Origin of the sequence: Actinomadura sp. WMMB 499, from assembly GCF_008824145.1 — a bacterium.
Classification (GTDB): domain Bacteria; phylum Actinomycetota; class Actinomycetes; order Streptosporangiales; family Streptosporangiaceae; genus Spirillospora.
The window spans coordinates 3340744-3364284 of sequence record NZ_CP044407.1 but is presented as its reverse complement, the minus strand read 5'-3'; the positions used below and the strand labels follow the sequence as shown (position 1 = coordinate 3364284).

At 69.5% G+C, this 23541-nt stretch carries 20 protein-coding genes and 1 pseudogene; 8 read left to right on the top strand and 13 right to left on the bottom strand.

Annotated elements, in window-relative coordinates; genetic code table 11:
- Window positions 1–11 precede the first annotated feature (11 nt).
- The 3 genes from F7P10_RS14650 to F7P10_RS14640 are packed head-to-tail and all read left to right on the top strand — an operon-like array spanning window position 12 to window position 2874.
- Complete coding sequence (locus tag F7P10_RS14650) at window positions 12–1271, top strand: aromatic ring-hydroxylating dioxygenase subunit alpha (protein WP_151009847.1); 1260 nt, start codon at window positions 12–14, stop codon at window positions 1269–1271.
- Complete coding sequence (locus F7P10_RS14645) at window positions 1268–1600, top strand: hypothetical protein (protein ID WP_151009846.1); 333 nt, start codon at window positions 1268–1270, stop codon at window positions 1598–1600. The genes F7P10_RS14650 and F7P10_RS14645 overlap by 4 nt, the downstream gene beginning before the upstream one ends.
- Window positions 1597–2874 (top strand): amidohydrolase family protein, encoded by a 1278-nt coding sequence (locus F7P10_RS14640; protein WP_151009845.1) that lies wholly within the window; start codon window positions 1597–1599, stop codon window positions 2872–2874. The genes F7P10_RS14645 and F7P10_RS14640 overlap by 4 nt, the downstream gene beginning before the upstream one ends.
- Window positions 2875–3002: 128 nt before the next feature.
- On the opposite strand, the gene F7P10_RS14635 is transcribed toward F7P10_RS14640, so the two are convergent.
- Both F7P10_RS14635 and F7P10_RS14630 read right to left on the bottom strand, forming a co-directional pair.
- Entirely contained in the window at window positions 3003–4733 is a 1731-nt protein-coding gene (locus F7P10_RS14635) for a nitric oxide reductase activation protein NorD (protein ID WP_151009844.1), read from the bottom strand.
- Window positions 4730–5317 carry a CbbQ/NirQ/NorQ C-terminal domain-containing protein gene (locus F7P10_RS14630; RefSeq protein WP_254716606.1) on the bottom strand — a complete coding sequence of 196 codons (588 nt, stop codon included), beginning with the start codon at window positions 5315–5317 and terminating at the stop codon, window positions 4730–4732. Before F7P10_RS14630 ends, F7P10_RS14635 begins: the two co-directional genes overlap by 4 nt.
- Before the next feature lie 920 nt (window positions 5318–6237).
- Here F7P10_RS14630 and F7P10_RS14625 point away from each other — a divergent pair.
- Window positions 6238–6579 (top strand): hypothetical protein, encoded by a 342-nt coding sequence (locus F7P10_RS14625; protein ID WP_151009842.1) that lies wholly within the window; start codon window positions 6238–6240, stop codon window positions 6577–6579.
- Window positions 6580–6827: 248 nt separating this feature from the next.
- On the opposite strand, the gene F7P10_RS14620 is transcribed toward F7P10_RS14625, so the two are convergent.
- The 6 genes from F7P10_RS14620 to F7P10_RS14595 all read right to left on the bottom strand — a co-directional run bounded on the left by F7P10_RS14620 (window position 6828) and on the right by F7P10_RS14595 (window position 12767).
- Window positions 6828–8117 (bottom strand): ABC transporter substrate-binding protein, encoded by a 1290-nt coding sequence (locus F7P10_RS14620; RefSeq protein WP_151009841.1) that lies wholly within the window; start codon window positions 8115–8117, stop codon window positions 6828–6830.
- Between the two features lie 67 nt (window positions 8118–8184).
- Window positions 8185–9285 (bottom strand): branched-chain amino acid ABC transporter permease, encoded by a 1101-nt coding sequence (locus F7P10_RS14615; protein ID WP_151009840.1) that lies wholly within the window; start codon window positions 9283–9285, stop codon window positions 8185–8187.
- A gap of 44 nt (window positions 9286–9329) precedes the next feature.
- Window positions 9330–10226: a branched-chain amino acid ABC transporter permease gene (locus F7P10_RS14610; RefSeq protein WP_151009839.1), complete on the bottom strand. Its 897-nt coding sequence runs from the start codon at window positions 10224–10226 to the stop codon at window positions 9330–9332.
- A complete protein-coding gene (locus tag F7P10_RS14605) occupies window positions 10223–11191 on the bottom strand; it encodes an AMP-binding protein (RefSeq protein ID WP_151009838.1) in 969 nt (322 codons plus the stop codon). The genes F7P10_RS14610 and F7P10_RS14605 overlap by 4 nt, the downstream gene beginning before the upstream one ends.
- Entirely contained in the window at window positions 11188–11970 is a 783-nt protein-coding gene (locus F7P10_RS14600) for an ABC transporter ATP-binding protein (RefSeq protein WP_151009837.1), read from the bottom strand. The genes F7P10_RS14605 and F7P10_RS14600 overlap by 4 nt, the downstream gene beginning before the upstream one ends.
- A complete protein-coding gene (locus F7P10_RS14595; RefSeq protein ID WP_151009836.1) occupies window positions 11967–12767 on the bottom strand; it encodes an ABC transporter ATP-binding protein in 801 nt (266 codons plus the stop codon). Before F7P10_RS14595 ends, F7P10_RS14600 begins: the two co-directional genes overlap by 4 nt.
- 648 nt (window positions 12768–13415) lie before the next feature.
- Between F7P10_RS14595 and F7P10_RS14590 the strand changes: the two genes are divergently transcribed.
- Complete coding sequence (locus F7P10_RS14590) at window positions 13416–14087, top strand: TetR/AcrR family transcriptional regulator (protein ID WP_151009835.1); 672 nt, start codon at window positions 13416–13418, stop codon at window positions 14085–14087.
- A gap of 663 nt (window positions 14088–14750) precedes the next feature.
- Here the strand turns inward: F7P10_RS14590 and F7P10_RS44330 are convergent.
- A pseudogene (locus F7P10_RS44330) lies at window positions 14751–14968 on the bottom strand (transposase); the annotation flags it as partial.
- A 206-nt stretch (window positions 14969–15174) separates the two neighbouring features.
- On the opposite strand from F7P10_RS44330, the gene F7P10_RS14580 reads away from it, so the two are divergent.
- Complete coding sequence (locus F7P10_RS14580; RefSeq protein WP_151009834.1) at window positions 15175–17325, top strand: MMPL family transporter; 2151 nt, start codon at window positions 15175–15177, stop codon at window positions 17323–17325.
- A 128-nt stretch (window positions 17326–17453) separates the two neighbouring features.
- Here the strand turns inward: F7P10_RS14580 and F7P10_RS14575 are convergent, their stop codons facing one another.
- Complete coding sequence (locus F7P10_RS14575; RefSeq protein ID WP_151009833.1) at window positions 17454–18884, bottom strand: HAMP domain-containing sensor histidine kinase; 1431 nt, start codon at window positions 18882–18884, stop codon at window positions 17454–17456.
- The gene (locus F7P10_RS14570) at window positions 18881–19573 is read right to left on the bottom strand and encodes a response regulator transcription factor (RefSeq protein WP_151009832.1); all 693 of its coding nucleotides are present in this window, start codon (window positions 19571–19573) and stop codon (window positions 18881–18883) included. The genes F7P10_RS14575 and F7P10_RS14570 overlap by 4 nt, the downstream gene beginning before the upstream one ends.
- Before the next feature lie 378 nt (window positions 19574–19951).
- Between F7P10_RS14570 and F7P10_RS14565 the strand changes: the two genes are divergently transcribed.
- Both F7P10_RS14565 and F7P10_RS14560 read left to right on the top strand, forming a co-directional pair.
- The gene (locus tag F7P10_RS14565; protein ID WP_218040504.1) at window positions 19952–20416 is read left to right on the top strand and encodes a transposase; all 465 of its coding nucleotides are present in this window, start codon (window positions 19952–19954) and stop codon (window positions 20414–20416) included.
- A 339-nt stretch (window positions 20417–20755) separates the two neighbouring features.
- Complete coding sequence (locus F7P10_RS14560; RefSeq protein WP_218040503.1) at window positions 20756–21298, top strand: integrase core domain-containing protein; 543 nt, start codon at window positions 20756–20758, stop codon at window positions 21296–21298.
- A gap of 262 nt (window positions 21299–21560) precedes the next feature.
- On the opposite strand, the gene F7P10_RS14555 is transcribed toward F7P10_RS14560, so the two are convergent.
- Together F7P10_RS14555 and rsgA are read right to left on the bottom strand one after the other, a co-directional pair.
- Complete coding sequence (locus F7P10_RS14555; RefSeq protein ID WP_151009831.1) at window positions 21561–22307, bottom strand: methyltransferase domain-containing protein; 747 nt, start codon at window positions 22305–22307, stop codon at window positions 21561–21563.
- Window positions 22308–22324: 17 nt separating this feature from the next.
- Window positions 22325–23287, bottom strand: a complete 963-nt coding sequence (gene rsgA, locus F7P10_RS14550; protein ID WP_254716605.1) for a ribosome small subunit-dependent GTPase A — start codon at window positions 23285–23287, stop codon at window positions 22325–22327.
- Window positions 23288–23541: the final 254 nt, after the last annotated feature.

Here is a 23541-nt window from a genome sequence, read left to right as displayed (position 1 = left end):
GGAGGAGGACGATGCCACGATTTCCGAAGCCGCCGGAAGGCAGCTGGACCCAGCACTACCCAGAACTCGGCACCGGACCGGTGTCCTACGAGGACTCGATCACACCCGAGTTCTACGAGCGCGAGAAAGCCGCGATCTTCAAGCGCGCCTGGCTGAACGTCGGCCGGGTGGAACAGCTTCCGCGCAAGGGCAGCCACTTCACCAAGGACATCGCCGCCGCCCACGCGGCGATCCTCGTCGTGCGCGACAAGGAAGGGCAGGTCCGCGCCTTTCACAACATCTGCCGCCACCGCGGCAACAAACTCGTCTGGTCCGACGACCCGAAGCGGGACACCGCGGGCTTCTGCCGGCAGTTCACCTGCAAATACCACGGCTGGCGCTATGACCTCGACGGCTCGCTGAACTTCATCCAGCAGGAGAACGAGTTCTTCGACGTCGACAAGAGCGAGTACGGCTTGGCCCCGGTGCATTGCGACGTCTGGGCCGGGTTCATCTTCGTGAACTTCGCCCGGGAGCCGGAGCAGTCGCTGCGCGAGTTCCTCGGGCCGATGGTCACCGCGCTTGAAGGCTACCCCTTCGAGAAGCAGACCTCCCGCTTCGGGTACAGCACCACGATCCAGGCCAACTGGAAGCTGTACATGGACGCGTTCGCCGAGTTCTACCACGCGCCCGTCCTGCACGCCAGCCAGTCGCCGGAGAAGTACTCCAAGGCCGCCCAGCAGGCCGGATTCGAGGCGCCGCACTACCAGATCGAGGAGCCGCACCGGATGGTGAGCACGTCCGGCGTCCGCTTCTGGGAGATGGACAGCGAACTGGTCAAGCCGATGGAGATCCTCACCCGAAGCGGACTGTTCGGCCCCTGGGACACGATCGATCTCGGCGAGATGCCCGCCGGCGTCAATCCCGCCAAGTGCGACCCGTGGGGGCTGGACTCCTTCCAGCTGTTCCCCAACTTCGTCATCCTCATTTGGAGCCAGGGCTGGTACCTCACCTACCACTACTGGCCCACGTCCTACAACACGCACGTGTTCGAAGGCAACGTCTACTTCCTCCCGGCCACCGGCATCCGCGAACGCATCGCCCAGGAAATGGCCGCAGTGACGTTCAAGGAATTCGCGCTCCAGGACTCCAACACCCTCGAGGCCACACAGACGATGCTCGAGACCCGCTACATCGACCGATTCCTTCTCAACGACCAGGAGATCCTCTGCCGCCACCTCCACAAGGTCGTGGGCGACTGGGTCGACGGCTACGAGGGAGCCCGCAAATGAGCGCCCTGCTGCCCGAGCGATTCGCCGATCTCGAGCCGTTCGCCGCGACCTGGTGCCTGCCCACCGAACACGAGCGGTACAACGCCCGGCTGGCCCGAACCATGGAGGAGATGCAGGCGTTCTACGACGCGGTCGTCCCCCGCGCCGAAGAAGCCATGTCCTACCTCGACGAGCTCCCCTACGACTCGCTGACCGACGATGCGACGAACCTCCTGCACCTGCTGTACTCGATGATCCAGGTGTCCTTCCCGGTCGAGGTCTGGCGGCAGCCCCGCGTCCCCGACAGCGGCTCGTCGAGCTTCGACTGCACCGTCGAGCCGGTTCCGTGACCGCGCCGACCGTCCTGCGCGCGGCACGGTGGGCGGACGTCGACGAAGAAGAGATCCGGTGCCCCGCGGTGATCGTGGTCGAGGGCGACCGCATCGTCGCGGTGAACCCCGCCGAGGTCCCCGCGGGCGCGCACGAGATCGACCTGGGCGATCTCACCCTGCTGCCCGGACTGATGGACATGGAGCTCAACTTCCTGATCGGCGGCCCGGAGACCCCGACCGGACTGCCGCTGCCGATGCACGGCGTCCAGGACGACCCGGCGTACCGCACGATCCGCGCGACCCTCAACGCCCGAAAGACCCTGCTCGCCGGATTCACCACGGTCCGCAACCTGGGCCTGATGGTCAAGACGGGCGGCTACCTCCTGGACGTCGCGTTGCAGCGCGCCATCGACCAGGGCTGGGTGGAGGGCCCCCGCATCATCCCGGCGGGCCACGCGGTCACCCCCTACGGCGGCCACCTCGACCCGACCGTGTTCCAGCGCCTCGCGCCGGGCGTCATGCCGCTGAGCATCGGGGAGGGCATCGCCAACGGCGTGGGCGAGGTGCGCGCCTGCGTCCGCTACCAGATCCGGCACGGCGCCAAAGTCATCAAGGTGTCGGCCTCGGGCGGCGTGATGTCGCACAGCACCGGCCCCGGCTCCCAGCAGTACTCCGACGAGGAACTGGCCGCGATCGCAGACGAGGCGCACCGCGCGGGCATCCGCGTGGCCGCGCACGCCGTCGGCGACCGCGCGGTCCGGGCCTGCATCCGCGCCGGGATCGACTGCATCGAGCACGGCTTCCTCGCGAGCGACGAAACGATCGCGATGATGGTCGAGCACGGCACGTTCCTGGTGTCGACGACCTACCTGACCGATGCGATGGACATCGAGCGCGCCGCCCCGGAACTGCGCAAGAAGGCCGCCGAGGTGTTCCCTCGCGCCAGGTCGATGCTCCCCAAGGCCGTCGCCGCCGGAGTCAAGATCGCATGCGGCACCGACGCGCCGGCCGTCCCCCACGGTGACAACGCAAAGGAACTCATCGCGCTGGTGGAGCGGGGCATGACTCCGGTCCAGGCCCTGCGCGCGGCGACGGTCACCAGCGCCGAGCTGATCGAACTGGACCACGAACTCGGCCGACTGCGAGAGGGCTGTCTCGCCGACGTCATCGCCGTCCCCGGGGACCCGTTCCGAGACATCACCGTCACCCGCGACGTGCGGTTCGTCATGAAGGACGGCCGTGTCCACAAGGGCGCCGAAAGTTCAATCGGTACCCCTATCTGCCTGCGGTGACACGAGGGACGAACGGCGTTCGCGCCGCTTCAGGACATCTCAAACAGCGCGTGCTCGGCGGTGGAACCCAGGCGGGTGCGGTGGCGGCAGGGCGGACATCCTTCCTGATGGTCGCCGGTGCCCTCAGGTCAGGTGTCCGCGCTCCGAAGGAAAGCTCCGGATGAGTTCGGATGCCTGTTATGCAGGCGGCGGGATTTCGGTGCGGTGAGGTCCTGTAGGGATAGCAGGAACAGCTCGTCCATCCGTGGGCTGAGCTCGGCCAGGGTCGGTGCGGCGGCGTGCCCGGTCGGCCCGAACACGCGTGGAAGCGGGTGGGTGGTGCCGATGGACAGGCAGAGGCAGGCGACCCCCTCGATGCGGAGCTCCACCAGGGCCTTCTGGACGTCGGCCTCGGCGTACCTGCCCTCATAGCCGCCGTCGTAGGGGAAGCCGTCCGACAGGACGAGCAGCAGCCGGTTCGGTGTTCCGGCGTCCCGTTCGAGGATCTCGCGCGCACCGCGGATTCCGGCACCGAGGCGCGTGTAGCCGGACGGCCGGAGCCGGTTGAGCCGGGCCCGGCCGGCGGCGCCGAAACGCTGTCCGAAGGTTTTGATCGCCGGCAGGTGAACGGCGTGCCGCCCGTGCGACCGGAAGGCGTAGACGGCCACGCGGGCGCCGAGTTCCTCGAGGGTGAGGGCCAGGGTGGCCGCGGATCGCCGCTGGTGGTCGTGGACGGCCAGCCCGTCCGGATCGGTGTCGGTGGCCGATCCGGAGGCGTCGACCAGGATGAGGACGCCCAGATCGGGCTGCAGGTTCCGGCGTTCCTGGTACACGTGCTCGGGTGGCGTGTAGCCGCAGCGCACATCGATGGCCAGGTCGGCCAGTGCGTCGATGTCGAGTTCGTCGCCGTCCGCGCGCCGCCTGAGGATCCTGGGGCCGAGGCCGACGCGGGACAGGCGCCGTCGAAGCACGTCGTCGCGCGGGATGCCGGCGGCGGAGACGTCGGCGGTGGCCGTCAGCGGGAAGTCGACGACCCGGCACCACTCGGGCCGGTACCGGTTGGCGTGCACGTCCCATTCCGGGTGGAGGGCTCCGCCCACACCGGCGGAGGCTCCGGGGTCGCCGTCGTCGGTGAAGTGGATCCGCGTGGGGAGAGGCCGTGCGTCCGGTCCGCCCGAGCGCGCACGCCGCAGCGAGCGGGTCGGCAGTTCGGCCCCGGCGGCGTCGTCCCCGGAGGAACGGGGCTCGGAGCCCAGCAGCTTGCGCAGGAAGTCCGGTATGGCCTGTGAGCCGAGCGGGACCTCGAACAGTCTGAGGAGTCTGCTTTTCTCGGTCTGCTCGTCGTCCTCATCGTCCTCGGGCGGGCCGGACAGATCGGCTTCCGGGTGCAGCTGACGGTCGGTGGGCCGACCGCCGGGTTCGTCCGGAGACGCCGACAGCCGGGAGGCTCTGATGACACCGAACCACTCCGGTGTGTCGGGCACCTTCGCCCGTCCCTTGGCCACCTCCAGCGACTCCTCAGCGGCGGTGGTGCCCGGATCGCCGTCCGGGCGGATATCGTCCGCCAAGGGCATCCGCCGGGCAAGCTCGGCGAGCGCCCGGCGGCCCTCCAGCGCCAGGTAGCGGCGCGCGAGGGCCGGCCGGGCCCGGAGGGCTCTTACCCAGCGCTGGTCCAGGCTGCCCGCGGCCAGCAGCGCGCTTTGGAGCAGGATCTCGCGGCGCTGCTCGGCGGCCGGGCGGCCGGCCGAGGCGAAGATGATCCGGCCGTCGGTGTGCGCGGGCTCACCGGAGCGCGCCTCGGCGGTGAGGACGGGGCGGCCCGCGGCGAAGGTGGCCAGGAACCGGAACCGGCTGAGGTCCTTCGGGCCAGGCGCGGTCATGTCCGGGGCAGGACCGCATCGGCCAGTTCGCCGAGGGCGCGGACGATATCGGGATCGTCGGAGAGGGCTTGGACGACGGCCGCCTGGACGGCGCGGCGCAGGTCCAATCCCTCGGCGAACAGGCCGCCCGCGAGGATCAACATCCGGGTGGAGGCCACCTCGCCGAGGGGTGAGCCTTCCAGGTCGCGGATGGCGTGACCGAGCCTGACCAGGGCGAGCGCGGTGTCAGTGTCGATCTCGGCCTCGTGGGCCACCACCTCGGTCTCGATCTCGACCGGTGGGAAGCCGAGTTCGATGGCGACGAAGCGCTGCCGGGTCGACTCCTTGAGCGTCTTCAGCACGCTCTGGTAGCCGGGGTTGTAGGACATCACCAGCTGGAACCCCGGCGCCGCCGGCAGGCTCGCACCGAGCCGGTCGACCGGAAGTTCGCGACGGTGATCGGCGAGCGGGTGGATGACCACGATCGTGTCCTGGCGGGCCTCCACCACTTCGTCCAGGTAGCAGATGGCGCCCTCGCGGACGGCCCGGGTCAGCGGACCGTCCACCCATACCGTCTCGCCGCCCTTGAGCAGGAACCGGCCCACCAGGTCCGCCGATGTCGACGCCGCTGGGCAGGTACGAATCGTCGTAGCCGATGGCGATCGCGTTGAGCAGGTGCAAGATGTCGCCACGGTCCTGGACCCGGGGGTCACCGGCCAATGCCGCCAGGAACGGCACGGCGTACGCGGTCGCCTCGTACCGGCTGCCCTGGTGAAAGATGTTGCTGCACAGCTCGCGCATGGCAGTGTCGCGCTCGCTCGCCGACTCCGAGGCGAGCGCCCGGAGCTGAACGGGCACGTCCTCGGCCGGTCCGTAAGCGTGCTCCAGACCCGCCCAATCGACGGCGTCCAGCCCGACAAGCGGGCCGCCTTCCCTGTCGCTCATGGCGCGGCATTGTGTCAGCCGATACCGACATCCGGTAGCGACCTGGGAAGAAACGCTGCCGCGGCAGGAAGACGGCATCGCGACTGACAGCCTCGTCGACCAATTCCTCACGCCAGATAGGTCGCCCGCAACGACGCTGAACGCCAGGGACAGGCCGTGACTACGCGCTTCTACTGCCTCTCGGCTCCCTCGTCCCTCGTCATCGGTTTTGAAGGGCTACATGAAAACGCCACGCGTGTTGCCCAGCCCGAGGGCGATGCGGTGATCAGTCATGCCCGGCGGGGCGTCGAGCCGTTGACCGGGTAGCAGGCCGGGCGGTTGTCCGGTGTGCCCGGAACGTCTGGGGCTCAGGACGGCCTCAGTGCGGCGCCAGGCGAGAGCGGCCAAGGCCGCCGTAGACGGTGTTCGCCCTGGTCCCGGGCGGTGGGTCGCGCAACCCACCCGCGCCGACCGACGCCAGGCAAACGGACATCGAACCCGGTGGGCTTCACGGGCCGGTAGGTGTCAAGTCAAATGAGACAGGGGCCAGTGATCGCTAGGCGGCGTCTTCTGCCTGGTCAAGGCTGGTCTGGTCGGCCGTGTGCTGGTTGGGCTGGTTGATCCGCGCGACCGTGGGGATCTTGGGCACGTCGTCCTGATCGGCGACGGTGGCAGCGTCAGGCAGGCGGCACCGCGGCGGATTACCGGCGCGGCCAAGATCGCCCGCTACATCCTCGGCGGCATCGGCAAGCGCGGAAGTACGCTGACCTACGACCCCACCATCGTCAACGGTGGCCCGGCCCTCGTCGTCCGGCTGGACGGTGAGATCGACGGCATCATGGCGATCCGGGCCGACGGCGACCGCATCACCGGCCTCTACTACGTCCGCAATCCCGAGAAGCTGACCCGCGTCGAAACCGAGCCCCCGGTCACGCTGCGGTAGCTCACGGCGGCGGCCGTCCGGCGGGCCGCTGACCGAACGGTTCCGGCCATTCGCCGAGAAGGCCCTTCCCGGGGCGTGCACGGTCAGTGTCGCCACGGCGGTGGGGAATGCGAGGGTGCCGTCCGGAGTAACGCCGGGCGGCGGGAGGGCCTCCGGATACCGGTGCGGATGCCGCCATCCGCACCGGGCCGGAGGCCCCTCCGCCGATCGAAGATCATCCGACTGCGGTCACCACGTTCGGTGGACGGCTACCCGAGGTCGAACTTGTAGGACTTGGCGGCCGGGCTGCTGAAATTGACGGCGTTGGGAGCGAGCACCGCCAGCCCGGCGTTCGTGGCCAGCGTCTCAGGCGTGATCTTGAACATCGTCGTGTAGCGGGACGGCTCCCGCTCGGCGGGCGTCCCGTACTTCTGGTCCTTGACGATGCCGCCCATGTTGATCGTCTTGGTCGCCGCCGCGGCGGCCAGGATGCCCGGCTTGGACAGGTCGCCCAGCTCCACCGCCTTGGTGAGGATCTGACTCAGCGCACTGGCCTGAAGCCATGCGGAGAGCGCCTGGTGGTCGGGCTTTTGCTGCGGCGCGTACTTGGCGATCGCGTCCGTGAACAGCTTCATCTCCGGCACGGACCGGTCTCCCCACGCCACACCTTCGATGGCGGCGATGAAGTTCTTCTCGAGGTACGGTGCGAGCGCGGTACCGGCGAAGGACGCCGAATACGAGACCGCCGTGCCGATCCACTGGGTGTCGAACCCGTTCTGTGCGGCCTTGGCGAGGATCGCGGCGGTGTCGGACGGCACCGCGCCCAGCCACACGGCGGCGCACCCCGCCTTCTTGAGCTGGTCCACCTGGCTGCCGAAATCGGACTGCCCCGACGTGAACTTGGCCTGCGCCTTGTAGGTGATGCCGAGTTCCTTGGCCGCATGTGCGGCGCCGTCCAGCCCGGCATTGCCGAAGGAGTTGTCGGCGGTCAGCGTGCAGACCGGCTTGCCCTTGCCGCCCATCTCATTGACGTAGTAGCTGATCCCGTTCGCGGCCTGGATTTGGTACGGCGCGAACAGCGCCAGCAGGTGCGGGTCCTTGTGCCAGATGGCGTCCAGTGTGCCCGCGAAGGAGAAGCCGCCGTCGCGGGCGAGCTGGGCCTGCACGCCCTGCAGCGGTGCGGTGCCCAGGATCTGCTGGAACGCCACCACCTGGTTCTTGATGGCGCCGTACTGGATCACCGTCTCCTGGGGGGTGTACTTGTTGTCACGTACGTCCAGTTCGACCTTGTATTTGCCGGCGATGCCCCCCTTGGCGTTCAGCGCCTCCCAGAAGGCGCGGTTGCCCGCCAGGATCGGATCCCCGACGACCTTGACCGGGCCGCTCTGCGGCACGAGCGCGCCCAGTTTGATCGTGCTGCCATCGAAGCCCGGCACCTTGGCCGGCTCTCCCGCCTTGCCCTTGCCGCCGGAGCCGGAGTCGTCCCGGCCACAGCCGGTGAGGACGAGCGCGGCGGCCGTGAGGGCGCAGACCGCCGAGGTCCATCGTGAGCGCTGCACGGTTGCCTACCTTTCGAAAGGGGTGGAGGGTCGGCCCTGAATAGGGCCGGTGGGGTGAAGGGTCAGGTCAGCCCGAGAAGGGCCAGTGCCGGAAGTAGTTCTTGGTGCGGCGCCACAGCCCCGCGACGCCGAGCGGCTGGGCTATCAGGAACACCGCGATGAACAGCCCGAACAGCAGGTTGTTGAAGGAGTCGGTGTTCATCACGCCGTCCTCGCCCAGAAACGGCAACCACCCGCTGTTGCGGTTGATGAGCTGCGGCAGCCCGGCCACGATCAGGGCTCCGAGCACGGCCCCGTGGATCGTGCCCATGCCGCCCACGATGATGACGGCGACAAAGGTGATCGACATGACAAGCCCCTCGACCCCGGTCACGGCGTCGGGGGTGATGAACTGCTGGATGCAGCCGAAGTACAGGGCCCCGCCTACGGCGGCGAACGCGCTGGACCACACGAAGGCGCCCATCTTGTAGCGCAGCAGGCTGACGCCGCAGACCTCGGCGGCCAGATGCCGGTCCCGTACGGCCTGCATGGCCCGTCCTGGACGGCCCCGGGCGATGTTGGCGGCCAGCAGGGCCGCGAGCCCGACGACCAGCCAGATCAGCAGGAAGACCCCCTGCTGCCGCGCCACGTACCCGAACGGCTCCAGGTCGGCGAAGTCGAACGGGCCCAGGACGAGCGGCGGATCCAGGGGGACCCCCTCGCCGCCGCCGGTCAGCCAGGTCCACCGGTTGAACAGCCAGTGGCACATGAACAGCAGGGCCAGCGTCACGATCGCCAGGTAGTGGCCGTGCAGCCGGAGCGCGAACGGGCCGATCAGGGCGCCCGCTCCCGCCCCGGCCAGCGCGCCGGCGAGCAGCCACAGCGGCAGCGGCAGGGCCGGCGACAGTTTCTCGGTGACCGCCGCGGCCGTGTAACCACCGACCGCGACGAGTACGGCATGGCCGAGCGAGACCTGCCCGGCATAGCCGGTGAGCAGATTGAGCCCGATCCCGCCTACGGCGTAGCAGCCGCAGATGGCGAGAACCTGCAACCAGTCGTCGGTGAGCTGGTACGGAGCCAGGACCACCGCGAGCGCCACCAGCGCGATCCGGACCTTGGCCGCCCTGGTCGGGAACAGCCGCAGCCCAGCCGCGTAGTCGGTCGGCGGACCGGACGATCGTCGTGCCATCCGGCCGCGAACCGCCGTTCGGGTGTCTGCGATCGACGCCACCGTCAAGCCCTCCGTACCTCTCGGGTGCCCCACAGCCCGTACGGCCGGGCCAGCAGGATGGCGATCATGAGCACGTACGGGAACACCTGGTCGAAACCGCTGCCCAGCCAGGGGAACCAGTCACCGAAGTAGCGCCCGGCCAGGCTCTGGCTGATACCGATGAGCAGCCCGCCGACCACCGCCCCGGCCGGCGAGTCCAGCCCGCCGAGGATCATCGCCGGGAACGCAAGCAGCGCCACGAATTGGACGTGCGGTGCCAGGCCACCGGGACCGGCCGACAGCATCACCCCGCCGACCGCCGCGACCGCGCCGGATATGCTCCAGGCCAGGAGATGGACCTTGCCGGTGCTGATCCCTTGGGCTCGCGCCGCCTCCTGGTCGATCGCGGTCGCCCGCATGGCCAGGCCGGTCGCGCTGTACCGGAAGAACAGGAAGAACAGCACCAGTACCAGGGCCGCCAGGCCCATCCGCCACAGGTAGGCGTCGGAGATGACGACCCCGCCGATCGACGCGGTGCCCAGTCCCCACGGGTCCCTCAGGTCCAGCGCGTCCACGCCCCAGAACGCCGCGCAGACCTCGGTGAGAACGAACAGGAGGCCCACTGTCACCATGACCTGCGTGAAGAGCGGCTGGCCGACCAGGTGCCTCAGGACGAGCCGTTCCAGCAGAGCGCCGACCGCCGCGCCGCACAGCATCGCCAGCAGGACCGCCGGATAGAACGCGATGCCCAGCACTACGTGAAAGGTGTAGGTGAGATAGGCGCCGAGCAGCAGCAACGTGCCTTGCGCGAAGTTCAGCAGCCCCGTCGCTTTGTAGATGATGACGAATCCCAAAGCGACCAAGGCGTAGCCGCTGCCCACCGCCATTCCGTTGACCAGGGCGGTCAGCAAGCCGGTCATCGTGCCCCCGTCTCGTAGGCCTTCATTCGCAGGCCGATGCGCTCGTACCAGCTCAGTCCTTCGAACGGCCCGGGCCCGTACAACCCGATCCGCACCCGTCCCAGACCGAGCCGTGCACGCAGCGGCCTATGGATCAGGAGCGAGCCCAGCGGCAGGCCGCCCGCCAGCGCCCGGGTGCTCAGCCGCCGCTTCAGCCAGGACGCCGCCGCCAGCCGGGATTGCGCGCCGTGACGCAGTTCCTCCCAGACCTCGGCCCGCGCGTACAGCACGGTCGGACGGACCGCGGCCAGATCGGCGTGAACGGTCGCCGCACCGCCGAAGTTGACGATGTATCCGCGAGACAGGTGCAGCGTCAGCGAGAACGCGCGCTCGGCGGCGTCGTGCGTAGGCATGAAGGACAGGTACTCGTCCCGTGCCCGCAGTCCGAACGGATCCCCTGCCGACAGGTCCAGCCGCGCCGCGTCCTTCGACGCCGCGTCCGATGGGCCCGCGTCCGATGGGCCCGCGTCCGATGGGCCCGCATCCGTCAGACCCGCGCCGAAGTCCGCGAACGTGACGACCCTTTCGTCGCCCGCACTCACGTCACGGGCGTCGATGACGACGATCCGGCCGAGGTCCGGGCAGTTCCCGGCGATCGACAGCGCCTTGTCCACCTGCTCGGCGTCGTCGGCGAACAGCAGCCGCGCTTTGGCCTCCACCAGCCGCTCCGGCGGGCCGTCCACGTCCAGCGGCACCGCGACGGCCCCGGCCAGCACGATCCCGAGCTCGGCGAACAACCACTCCGGACGGTTGCGTACGGCCAGGGCGATCCGGTCGCCCTCACCGACCCCGCATTCGCGCAGCGCACCGGCCACCCGTTCGGCCACCGCCACGTACTCCGGCCAGGTGATCTCCTCCCACACGCCCAGCCGCTTGCGGCGCATCGCCGTGCCGCTCCGGCCCTGAAGCGGCTCCAGCGGCCTCATGCCGGTCCCTCCTCGGTGGCCTGGCCCAGGTACGCCTTGACCACCCGGGGATCGTCGCGGATCTCTGCGGGTGTGCCGACGGCCAGCACCACCCCGAAGTCCAGGGCGAGCACCCGGTCGGCCAGAGCCATGACCAGTGCCATGTCATGCTCGACGAGGATCATGGCCACTCCCAGCTCATCGCGGACGTGCAACAGGTACCGGGCCATCTCCTCGGTCTCCTCGAGGTTCATCCCGGCGACCGGCTCGTCCAGGAGCAGCAATCGCGGCTCCATCGCCAGCGCCCGGCCAAGCTCGATCCGCTTCTGCACGCCGTACGGCAGCGACCCGACCGGCCGGTTCCGGTACGGGTCCAGATCCAGCAGTTCCACGATCTCCTCGACCGCCCGCCGATGCCGGACCTCCTCGCTGCGGGCTCGGCCCCACCACAGCGCCGAGCTGACGAAACCGGACCGCATCAGGTGGTGCCTGCCGAGCAGCAGATTGGCGACCAGGTCCAGGCCCCCGAAGAGCCCCAGGTTCTGGAACGTGCGCGCCATTCCCAGCTTGGTGACGCGCACCGGGCTGAGCCCGCGTACCTCATGCCCGGCGAACCGGATCGAGCCCTCCTGCGGCCGGTACACCGCGCTCAGGCAGTTGAAGACCGACGTCTTGCCCGCTCCGTTCGGCCCGATCACCGCGAACAGCTCACGCTCGCGCACGTCGAACCCCACACCGTCCAGCGCCGTCAGCCCGCCGAAGCGCAGCGCCACATTGCGGACCTCCAGCAGCTCGCTCACCGGCGCACCTTCCTGCGGTGCGGCGCTCGCCCGAGCGGAGGGCGCCCGGCCGCACCGCCCAGGTAGAACTCCTGGATCCGCGCATCGGCGGCCAGCTCCGCGGCCGGTCCCTCCCGCACGATCCGCCCGGTCTCCAGGACGTAGCCGTGGTCGGCGATCGACAGCGCCATCCGCGCGTTCTGCTCGACCAGCAGGACGCTCGTGCCCTGCCCGTTGATCGTCTTGATGATCTGCCTGATCTGCTCCACCACCATGGGCGCCAGCCCCAGCGACGGCTCGTCCAGCACCAGCAGCTTCGGATCGCCCATCAGCGCCCTGCCGATCGCCAGCATCTGCTGTTCTCCGCCCGACAGGTAGCCCGCCACCTGCCCCCGCCGCTCGGCCAGCCGGGGGAACAGCGCCATCACCCGCTCGTGGCTGGCCCGCACCCCGGCCTTGTCCCGGCGGGTGTAGGCGCCGGTCCGCAAGTTCTCCTCGACCGTCAGCTCGGCGAAGACCCGCCTGCCCTCCATCACCTGCGTGAGCCCGGCCCGGACGATCCGGGTCGCCCCTGCGGTACGCAGGTCCAGGTCCCCGAACTTCGCCGTACCGGCCGTGACCACCCCGCCATGCCCGTCCAGCAGTCCCGTCACGGCCCGCAGCAAGGTCGTCTTGCCCGCGCCGTTCGCCCCGAGCAGTGCCACGACCCCGCCCGCGGGCACCTTGACCGAGACCCCGCGCAACCCGCGGACGGCGCGGTGGTAGGCGACCTCCAGCTCCTGTACGGCCAGCGAAGGACCGCGCGGCGAACCATCCATCCCGCAACCTCTCTCTAAACGAATATGAAGTTACTTTCACTTCTGGACTCAGGCAGGCCGTCGCCCGCTGCAGCCTCGACCTGTCCAACCAGGGGGTAGAGCGAGGCTTGGCGACTCGGCCATGCCTGCGAGTCCGGAAGGGGCGGCTCCGCGCCGCGGACGCCGGCGCCCGTGGGCAGCCGGGCCGGCTCCGGCGCTCAGATCGTCGTCAACGCCTCACAGGTCCGCCCCCGCGGCCGGCGGAGGCGTGGGCAAGGCGGACGGCCGAGTCGAGGTAAGTGCCGATACCGGCGATGCTGCCGTGGCGGACCCGGGGAGCAGAACGGCGTCGAGCGCATGAGCGGCAGGCACGGTGTCGGTTTCGTGGAGGGTGAGGAGGGGGTGGACGATCGTTTCACTCATGCATGTCAGCCTCACTCGAAGGATCGGACCGGAGTTCGCAGAGCAAAAAAGTGAAACTGAGCTTATCTTCGAGAAAGAGGTTTGACCAGAGCCCGGAAAGGTCACGTTCCATCAGGCCTTGAAGTGTGCAAGGGGTGGCGGCAGTGATGCGCGCGGTCGAGGATCCGGGCACGCCCGGCCTGCCCCTGTCTCCGAGCCTCGGCGGTGCCAACCGTCCGGCAGCGCACCCGTAGAGTCTCCTAGACCATGAAGAAGCACACGATTGCGCGTCCCCACAAACCCGCGCAGCGCACCGACCGTCAGGAGAAGGCGACGCAGAAGGGCCGCGCGACCGACGAGGCGTTCCGGGACGCGGCCCGGCGGGTCTTCGCCCGCGACGGCTACCTCAATGCCAAGATCAGCGACATCGCGGCCGAGGCGGGCAAGTCGGTCGCCTCCTTCTACAACTACTACGACACCAAAGCGGACCTGTTGCTCGCGCTGGCGGAGGAGTTCCACTCCGAGGCGATGGAGTTGGCCCTGGTGTCATACCGGGCCGGACAGAGCCGACATGAGGCGATGCGCGAGGCCATGGCGGGCTTCTGGCAAACCTACAAGCAGCGCCGCGGCGAACTCGTCGGTGTCTTCCAGGCATCCATGCTCGAAGGCGAGTTCCGCGACCGCTGGCTGGACATCCGGGCCCAAGCCATCTACCAGATCTCCGCCGAGATCCGGACCGCCCAGGAACACGGCTACTGCCCGGGAGCCAATCCGATACTGACCGCTTCGGCCCTGTCGGCGATGCTGGAACACTTCTGCTACATCTGGCAGGCGCAGGGCGGCGAGTCCGTCGAGGTGGAGTTCAGCGACGAGGGCGCGATCGACACCCTGGCCACCATCTGCATCCAGTCCATCTATTGGAAACCCGAGGACGCCTGAGGCGCGGCGGACAGCTTCATCGATCACGCGAGACAGCATCAAACAGTCGGTCTGAGCTGCCCCGCCTTTGCCCTGGTCAGGGGTGGTGGGTCGCGTGGGACTCGAACCCACAACCTACGGATCAAAAGTCCAGAGCTCTCGTATCAGAGCGGCGCTCTCAGTGTCGCACTATACCAATCTGTCCGCATCCAGCACCATCTCCATGCTGCTACATCCCGCCGCGTGCCGGCCCGTTTCGAAGCCGCCGAGCGAACACCGAGCGAACACCGAGCGAACACGGCCATCCGTGCACCGTCGGCTCACCCATCGAGGCATCTCCACGGTATGTCGAGATGGGTGAGAGTTGCAGGAGGCTGCGGTGAGCGGCGCCGCCCCATATGTCGTTTTGGCCTTCGCCTTGGTCGCTGACCCGGGCGGTCAGGCCAGGCGTGGTGTAGAAGGTGGCCTGGGCGCCGGTTCGTGTTCACCGACGCCGGATTCGCCGGACGCCAGTCGGTTGGACCGCGCAGACGCTGCGCACCACCCTGAGCATTGTCCGCAAACCCGCAGATCAGAAGGGGTTCGTTGTGCTCCCACGGAGGGGGCGGTCGAGCGGACTTTGGCGCAGCCGACGGCCCACTGGCGGCTGGCCCGCGACTATGAACGCCACACCGCCACGTCGTCTCATTTGGCTAGGTGGCGATAGCAGATGAGGGCGGCGGCGATGCCGACGAAGGCCAGGAAGTGCTCGGCCTTGCGCTCGTAGCGGTGGTGCAGCCGGCGGCAGTGGTTCATCCAGGACACCGTGCGCTCGCCCCCCAGCGGTGCCGGCCGAGCCGGTCAGGGGTCTCGATGCCGCGACGGGACCGGATCGGCGGGATACCGCGCACCAGGGGCTCCAGGCCGGCCCAACTCGAACTTGCCCTGCTCGCGCTGCTTACGACTCGTTCGTCCCTTGTGTCACACGAGTCTGGCAGAGAGGAAACCAAGCCGGGGCACTCCAGGTTCGGCCAACCGGCCTGAGCGCCGTATTAACGGTCGTCTCAGGTTCGCTCGGTAGGAAGCAGGCATCAGATCAGCGATGTAGCCCGTATGTAGGAGGCCAGTGATGGCAGTCAACGCAGCGCCGTCCGGGGAAGCGCCGGCCGGTCGGCTGGCCGGTCGGTGGGTGCCGTGGTTGGTGATCGGCCTGTGGATGGTGCTGGCGGCGTTCATGGTGCCGCTGAGCGGAAAGTTGAGCTCGGTCACCACCGACAGCGCCGCGGACACCCTGCCGGCCAGTGCCGAGTCCACCAAGGTGGCGGTGCTGGAGGACAGTCTCCCCGGCGGGGACGACAACACGTTCGTCTTCGTGTACCACCGCGCCGGCGGCATGACCGACGCCGACCGCGCGACGGTCGAGCGCCAGTACAGCACCCTTGCCAAGCGGTACCCGCCGAAGGAGGCGGCCCCGGCCGGCGGCGAGGACGAGGGCCCACCGACGAGATCCTCCACCGACGGCAAGGCGATGATGTTCACCCTCCCGGTGAGCACGACCTACGGCGAACCGGAGGCCATCGTCGGCCCGTTGCGTGACGCCGCGAAGGACCGCCCCGCCGGCCTGGAACTCGACGTGACCGGCCCGGCCGCGATCGACGGCGACATGGACGCCGTCTTCGACGGCATCGACCTGCAGGTCCTCCTCACCACCGTCGTCGTCGTCACGCTCCTGCTCATCCTCACCTACCGCAGCCCGGTGTTGTGGTTGATCCCGCTGGTGGTCGTGGGCGCGGCCGCACTGAGCGCGATGGCGACCGTCTACCTGCTCGTCAAGGGCTTCGGCATCGTTGTCAACAGCCAGAACTCGGCGCTGCTGACGATCCTGGTATTCGGCGTCGGCACGGACTACGCGCTGTTGCTCATCTCCCGGTACCGGGAGACACTGCACCACCACGAGAACGTCCGGGTCGCGATGGTCCGCGCGCTACGCAGCGCGGCGCCGGCCATCGTCGCGTCCGCGGCCACCGTGATCGCCGGCCTGCTCTGCCTGCTCGTCGCCGACCTGAACAGCACCAGCGGGTTGGGCCCGATCGGTGCGGCCGGCATCCTGTGCGCGCTGGTGGCCATGCTGACGCTGTTCCCGGCGGTGCTCGTGGTGCTCGGCAGGCGGATCTTCTGGCCGGTCATCCCGCGGTTCAGCACAGCCGTGGAGGAGAAGCCGGGGCTGTGGGGACGGCTTGGCGCCGCCATCAACCGCCGCCGGTGGGTTGCGGCGCTCGGCTCGCTCGGAATCCTCGGCATGCTCGCCATCGGGCTGGCGGGCAACACCGGCGCCCTGCGGGAGCAGGACCAGTTCCTGTCCGCGCCGGAGTCGGTCACCGGGTTCACCGTTCTCCGCCAGCACTTCCCAGAGTTCGGCGGCCAGCCGATGACGATCTTCACGCGGCCCGCGCACCAGGAGCGGGTGCTCGACATCGTCAAGGACACTCGCGGTGTGGCCCTGGCCCTCCCGGAGGAGACCAGCGGTGGCTGGGCCAACATCTCCGCGTTCCCGACGGATGCGCCGGAAACCGCCGCAGAATACGACACGATCAAGCGGGTGCGCACCGCCGTGCACGCGGTGAGCGGGGCGGAGGCCATCGTCGGCGGGCCGAGTGCGGAGAACCTCGATACCGAGGTGACCACCAGCCGCGACGAGAGGCTGGTGATCCCGCTGGTGCTCGCCGTCGTCCTGATCATCCTCGGGCTGCTGCTGCGCGCGATCGTGGCCCCGCTGGTCCTGATGGCCACCGTGATCGTCTCATTCGCCGCGGCCTTCGGCGGCAGCGTGTTCGTCTTCGACACGATCCTCGGGTTCAAGGGCATCGACTATTCGGTGCCGCTGCTGGCATTCCTGTTCCTGGTGGCGCTAGGCGTCGACTACAACATCTTCCTGACCAGCCGAGCCCGGGAGGAGACGGTGCGTCTCGGCACCAGGGAGGGCATGCTCAAAGCCCTCTCCGCCACCGGCGGCGTCATCACCTCGGCAGGCGTGGTCCTGGCGGCCACGTTCGCGGTCCTCACCACACTTCCGCTGGTGATGCTGATCGAGGTCGGGTTCCTGGTCGCCTTCGGCGTGCTGCTCGACGCCCTGCTGGTGCGGTCGGTCCTGGTGCCCGCCCTCACCCTGCTGATCGGTCGGCGGATCTGGTGGCCGAGCCGGCCGTCCCGTCCAGCGGCGGAGCTGCCGGACGGTCAACAGTCGCTCGCCGACGACGAGGAGCCCACGCTGCAACGGTGAGGGCGGCGGCACGAACGAGATCCGGGACGGGGATCCAGGCCCGTCCCGGATCTTTTCATGGGCCCGACGGCCGCCGCCCTTCGGTCCTGCGCCGCGCCCCCCGGGGCGGGTCAGCGCACCGCGGTGTCCTACCCGGCGGTGAGCCGCGCGGTTGGGGCGGGCGGGGCCGCGGCCGGAAGGTCGACACGAAGCAGCGCGCCACCGCGTGCCGAGCGGGCGACGGTGGCCCGGCCGCCGTGGGCGTCGACGACCCGCTGCACGATCGACAGCCCCAGACCGGATCCCGGCAACGCCCGGGCGCTGTCGGCACGGTAGAACCGGTCGAACACCCGCGGTACGTCGGCGGCGTCGATGCCCGGCCCGGCGTCGTCGACCTCGAGCACCGCCGACGCGCCCTCGGCACGGAGCCGGACCTGGACCGGCTGGTCCGCGGGGGACCACTTGCCGGCGTTGTCGATGAGGTTGAGCACCGCCCGCTGGAGCGCAGCGGGACGCCCGCTCACCCACACGGAGGTCACGTCGAGCGCGACCTCGATGTCGGGCACGCGGGAACGCGCCCGCGTCGCTGCGGCCACCACCACGTCGGCGAGGTCGAGCAGCTCGGTGCTCTCGTCGCTGACGTCACCGCGCGCCAGGTCGGTCAGCTCGGCGGCAAGGGTGCTCAACTCGGCCACCTGGGCGCCGAGATCGTTGAGCAGCCGGGTCCGGCTCTCCGCCGGCAGTGCGCTGTCCAGGGTGCCGCGCCGATCGAGCCGGATCAGCAGCTCGACGTTGAGGCGCAGGCTGGTGAGCGGGGTCTTGAGCTCGTGGGCGGCGTCCTCGGCGAGCAGCCGCTGGGCCCGCCGGGAGTCCCGGAGCGCGGCGAGCATGTCGTTGATCGACTGAATCAGCCGCCGGATCTCCCCACCGCCCTCATCCGGGATGTCGGCGTCGAGATCCCGGGTGCGCGCGACACGTACCGCGGCGGCGGTCAGCCGGTCGATCGGTGCCAGCCCGGTCCGCGCCACGGCCCGCCCGACAAGGGCGCCGCCGACCACGCAGAGCAGCCCGATCAGCAGCATGCCCAACCCGAACCGGGTGATCGGGCTGTCGTCGGCGGCGACGCGGGCCACCTGGACCGCGCCGTCGCCCGCCCGCAGCGTGTAGATGAAGTAGCCGTCGCTGTCGTTCGACTCCATCAGATCGGCCGACGCCCCGTGCGCCACGCGCCCGGCGTGCTCGCTGACCGGGGGCAGCGCGGGTTGGCCGGCCGGCGTCCGGGTCGAGCCGTCGGGCAGGATGACCCGCACCAGCTGACCGGATCCGGGATACGGCGGTAGCTGGACCTGCGCCAGACCAGCGCGCTCCGCCTTCGTCGCCAGGACGCGGGAGTCGGCGCGTAGCTGATTCTCGGCAGAGTCCTGCAGCTCCCAGCTCAGTAGCTCGATGCCCGCCTGGAAGGCCGCGAACACGCTGGCCGCGATGGCCGTCGCCGCGATCACCGTCAGCCTGGTCCGCAGGGACCGCCGGCGCCACCATCGGGTCAGCCGGCGCGGTTCCCGGTCGGCGGGCCTGCTCACGGAGGAGTCTCCCGCAACGTGTATCCCAGGCCGCGCAGCGTGTAGATCAATCGCGGCTCACCCTCGGCCTCCATCTTGCGGCGCAGGTAGCTCACGTATACCTGGAGGTTGTTGGCGGTGGCGCACATGTCGAAGCCCCAGACCGCCTCGAACAGCGCGTCGCGGGTCAAGACCCGGGTCGCGTTGCGCACGAGGACCTGCAGGAGGGAGAACTCGGTCCGGGTCAGGAGCAGCGGCCGCCCGCCCCGCCACGCCTCGAACCTGTCGGGATCGAGCCGGACGTCGGCGAACGACAGGACCTGCGACTCCCCGTCGGGCGGCGTGCGCCGGCGCAGCAGGGCCCGCACCCGGGCCAGCAACTCCTCTGTGGCGAACGGCTTGGGCAGGTAGTCGTCGGCGCCCGCGTCCAGCCCCGCGACCCGGTCGGAGACCTGGTCACGGGCGGTCAGCATCAGCACCGGCAGATCCCGACCCGCGGCCCGCAACCGGCGGCAGGTCTCCAACCCGCCGAGGCGGGGCATCATCACGTCGAGGATCAGCAGATCCAGCGTGTCACCGCCGGCCCCCCCGACCCCGTCGAGCACGGCGAGACCGTTGGCGACGGTGCTGGTGTCGTAACCCTCGACCTGGAGCACCCGCTCCAGCGACTCACGAATGGCCCTCTCATCATCCGCGATCATGATCCGCACGCCGGCCCGCCCCCTTCCAATCGATGCTTTTGCCGCTCATTGTCCCCGATCAACCTGAGAGCAGGATTAGCGCGTCGCTGGGGACCGCGCTCTTACGGATACCTAAGAAATGGAACCTGCCGTCGGGTCATGAGTAGGGGGAGGACCAGATGACCAGCACCGCACTCGGCAACCAGGCAGTAGATCCTCCGCGCCGGTCACGGGCGCTCGGCGTCCCCAGGTGGCTCCCGCACCCAACCTTCATCATCCTGCGGCTGCCGCCATCGAGCGACTCTGTCGGGAATCTGGAAACGGGCCGGCGCGTCGCTGAGAGTGACTGTCCGGTAACCTTCAGGATCTCGGGATCGGTGAAGTCGGGCATTCCCCCGAGGTGGTCAAGTGTCGGTTCGCCCCCGGTCCGTAGTCGAGATCCCGGAGCTCACCGCGCGGATGGCGCGCGCGAGCAATCCTCGTGGCACGACCGCGATGTGGGTGCGTGATCACCTCGACGGACTGTGGAGCGATGCGGACCTGGCCTGCTGGTACCCGCGTGATGGCCGCTCCGGTCTGTCGCCGGCGCAACTGGCTATGGTGTGCGTGCTGCAGTTCCTGCTGAACCTGTCGGACCGGCAGGCCGCCGAGGCCGTGCGCTGCTGGATCGACTTCAAATACGCCTCGGCCATGGAACTGGACGACCCGGGCTTTCACCACAGCGTTCTGTCCGACTTCCGTGACCGGCTCGCCGCCGACGACCCGGCCGACCGGCTGCTTGACCTGGCGCTGGAACGGATGAAGGACGCCGGGCTGGTCAAACAGCATGGGCCGGCAGCGCTGTGCTGCCGAAAAGTGCGTCCGTGCAGGTGAGAGGCGTAATGTCCGGCAAGTCGTGGCGCGGGGCCGGGAAGAGTCGCGGGACGGGCCACGCCACCGCCCTCGCCCGGAATGATGGGCGGTTGTGCTGTTGCGACTGGCTTACTTGACCGTGTCCAACACGGTCGCGATACTGCGTTTACTTCCGATGACCGATCGGGAGAAAGATGCCGAGATTTTGGTGTTGCGGCACCAGATCACCGTGCTCGAGCGCCAGCTGGGCGGGGCGAGATTCTCAAGGACGCCGGTATCGATCCAGCGCCTGAGCGTTCCTCGACCACCTGGGCCGGGTGCCTGCGTTCCCAGGCCGAGGCGCTGCTGGCATGCAACTTCATGGAAACCGTTACCTTGACGGGGGAGCGCACGTACGTGCTGGCGGTGATCGAGCACCACACCCGCCGCATCCGGGTCCTGGGCGCTACCGCTCATCCGAGCGCAGCGTGGGTGATGCAGGCGGCCCGGAACCTGGTCATGGACCTTGAGGACGCCGGGTGCCGGGCACGGTTCCTGATCCGCGATCGCGACGGCAAGTTCCCCGACCTGTTCGACGCCGTCCTGGCCGATGCCGGCATCCAGACGGTGCTGACCGGGGTGCGGGTGCCGAGGATGAACGCGGTGATGGAGCGGTGGGTGCAGACCTGCCGCCGCGAACTCCTCGAGCGAACGCTGATCTGGAGCCGGCGGCGCCTGCTTCACGCCCTCCGCGAGTTCGAGACCTTCTACAACGAGCATCGGCCTCATCAGAGCATGGCCAACGCGCGCCCGTTGAGGCCACTGCCTCCACCGATCAACGAACCAGACCAGATCGCCCACCTGGATATCCGAAGGAGCCAACGTCTGGGCGGGATCCTCAGCGAGTACGAGCATGCCGCTTGACCTACACGGACGTAGTTTTCGGCAAGTGCAGCGCTGCGGGGCGGCGAGGGTGCCCGGGCCTGCGGGGACCGGAGGTTCGAGTTCCTCTTCGTCTTGCTCATCGAAGGTGTCCTCGTCGTTCTCCCAGTCCCGTAGCCTGCCAGCCAGGCCAGGTACAGCGGCCGGCCGTCTCCGGCGGCGTAGGAAGCGGCGCCGCTACCGGCGCCGTGCCCCGTGCGGGGCCCGGACGATGTAGTGCCCGGGCCCGCACAGGACGAGAGCGTTATCGCTTCATGAGGGCGAAGACTCCCCAGCCGAGGTACTCACGCAGGTGGCGCGCGTAGCGGGCGGGCTCGTTGGCGAGTTCCTCCCGTACTTCGGGTGCCAGTTCGTCGTCGGGGTTCTGGTCGAGCCAGCGGCGCATGCTGAGCCACTGGGCCGCGGTGTAGCGGTCCCAGCTGTCCTGGTCGGCCAGCATCATCTCCACGACGTCGTACCCGAGGTCGCCGAACTGCCCGATCAGGCCGTGCAGCGGCACGAAGTCGGCGATGGCGGTGGCGTGGCAGGCCTGCGCGGTCTCCTCGTCCGGCGGGACCTGCCGCCAGTAGGGCTCGCCGATCAGCATCATGCCCCCGGGGCGGAGGCTGCGCTGGAGCAGCTCGGCCGTTCCGGCGACGCCGTCGCCGATCCACGCGGCGCCGACGCAGCAGGCCAGGTCGACCGGCTCGTCCGCGACGTGTCCGGCGGCGTCGCCGTGGACGAACTCGACACGGTCGGCGACGCCGAGTTCGACGGCGCGGGCTTGGGCCTGCTCGGTGAACAGGGTGCTGATGTCCACGCCACTGCCGGTGAAGCCTAGGTCGCGCGCCCAGGTGCACAGCATCTCGCCCGAGCCGCTGGCCAGGTCGAGGACGCGCGTGCCGGGGGCGAGGCGGAGCGCCTCGCCGAAGGCGGCGAGCTTGGCGGGGGTCAGCGGGTCGTGGATGCGGTGGTCGCTCTCGCGGATGGTGAAGATGCGGGGAAGGTCCATGACCAGATTCCTTTTCGTCATGCCTTGAAGTTCGGGGAGCGCTTGATCTCACGGATCAGGCGCGTGATCTCCTTCTTGGTCCGCTCCCGCTCGGCGCGCAGCCGCGCGTCGATGCGGGAGGCGGCGTAGGCGTTCTCGCGCTGCAACCGGTGGTAGCTGTCCAGGCGCCTCTGGGTGAGCTGGCCGTCCTCGACGGCCGCCAGGACGGCGCAGCCCGGCTCGGTGCTGTGGGCGCAGTCGACGAAGCGGCAGTCGTCGGCCAGCTCGATGATCTCGGCGAAGGTCCGGTCCAGGCCCTCGTCGGCCTCGTGCAGGCCCACACCGCGCAGGCCCGGCGTGTCCAGCAGGACCCCGCCGTGCGGCAGCGGTAGCAGCTCCCGCCACGCGGTGGTGTGCCGGCCCCTGCCGTCGTTCTCGCGCACCGCGCCGGTGGCCAGGCGTTCCTCGCCCAGCAAGCGGTTGCCGAGAGTGGACTTGCCCGCGCCCGAGGGCCCGAGCAGCACGACCGTGCCTGACAGGACGGCGACGAGGACATCCACGCCCTCGCCGGTAGCGGCGCTGGTGACCAGCACCTCCACACCCGGCGCGACCTCGGCCACCTCGGCCGCCGCCCGCTGCGCGTCCGCGCACCGGTCGGCCTTGGTGAGCACCACCACCGGGGTGGCACCGCTCTCCCAGGCCAGCGCGAGCATCCGCTCGATCCGCCCGTGCCTGACGGGGTCGGCGAGGGAGACGGTCACCGCCACGGTGTCGACGTTCGCGGCGAGCACCTGCCCGTGCGAGCTGCGCGACGCGGTGGAGCGCACGACGGCGGTCCGGCGCTCCAGCACCTTCACGACGACGGCGGACGCGGCCGGGGTGGCCGGCCGAACGGCCGTCCAGTCGCCGGTGCACGGCAGCAGCCGGTCACCGCTGACCACCGCGCGCACGGGCCCGCCCTCGGCGACGATGTCGCATAGACCGCGTTCGGTCCGCACCACACGGCCCGGAATCAGCCCGTCGGCCCGGAGCGGGGCGAACGAACGCTCCCGTTCGTCGTCCCAGCCGTAATCGGCCAGTGTCAGAGCGCGTTCAGAAGAAGAGAGAGAAGAATGAGATGAGTGCTGATGAAACACGTGGAGACCCTTGAAAGGGGACCTCGCCGGACGGCATGCGCTCCGGAACTAATCTCCCCGGGGAGAAAGGCAGGCGAAGGTCAGGACGAGGCCCGGAAAGTGAGGATGGTCCGGGCACC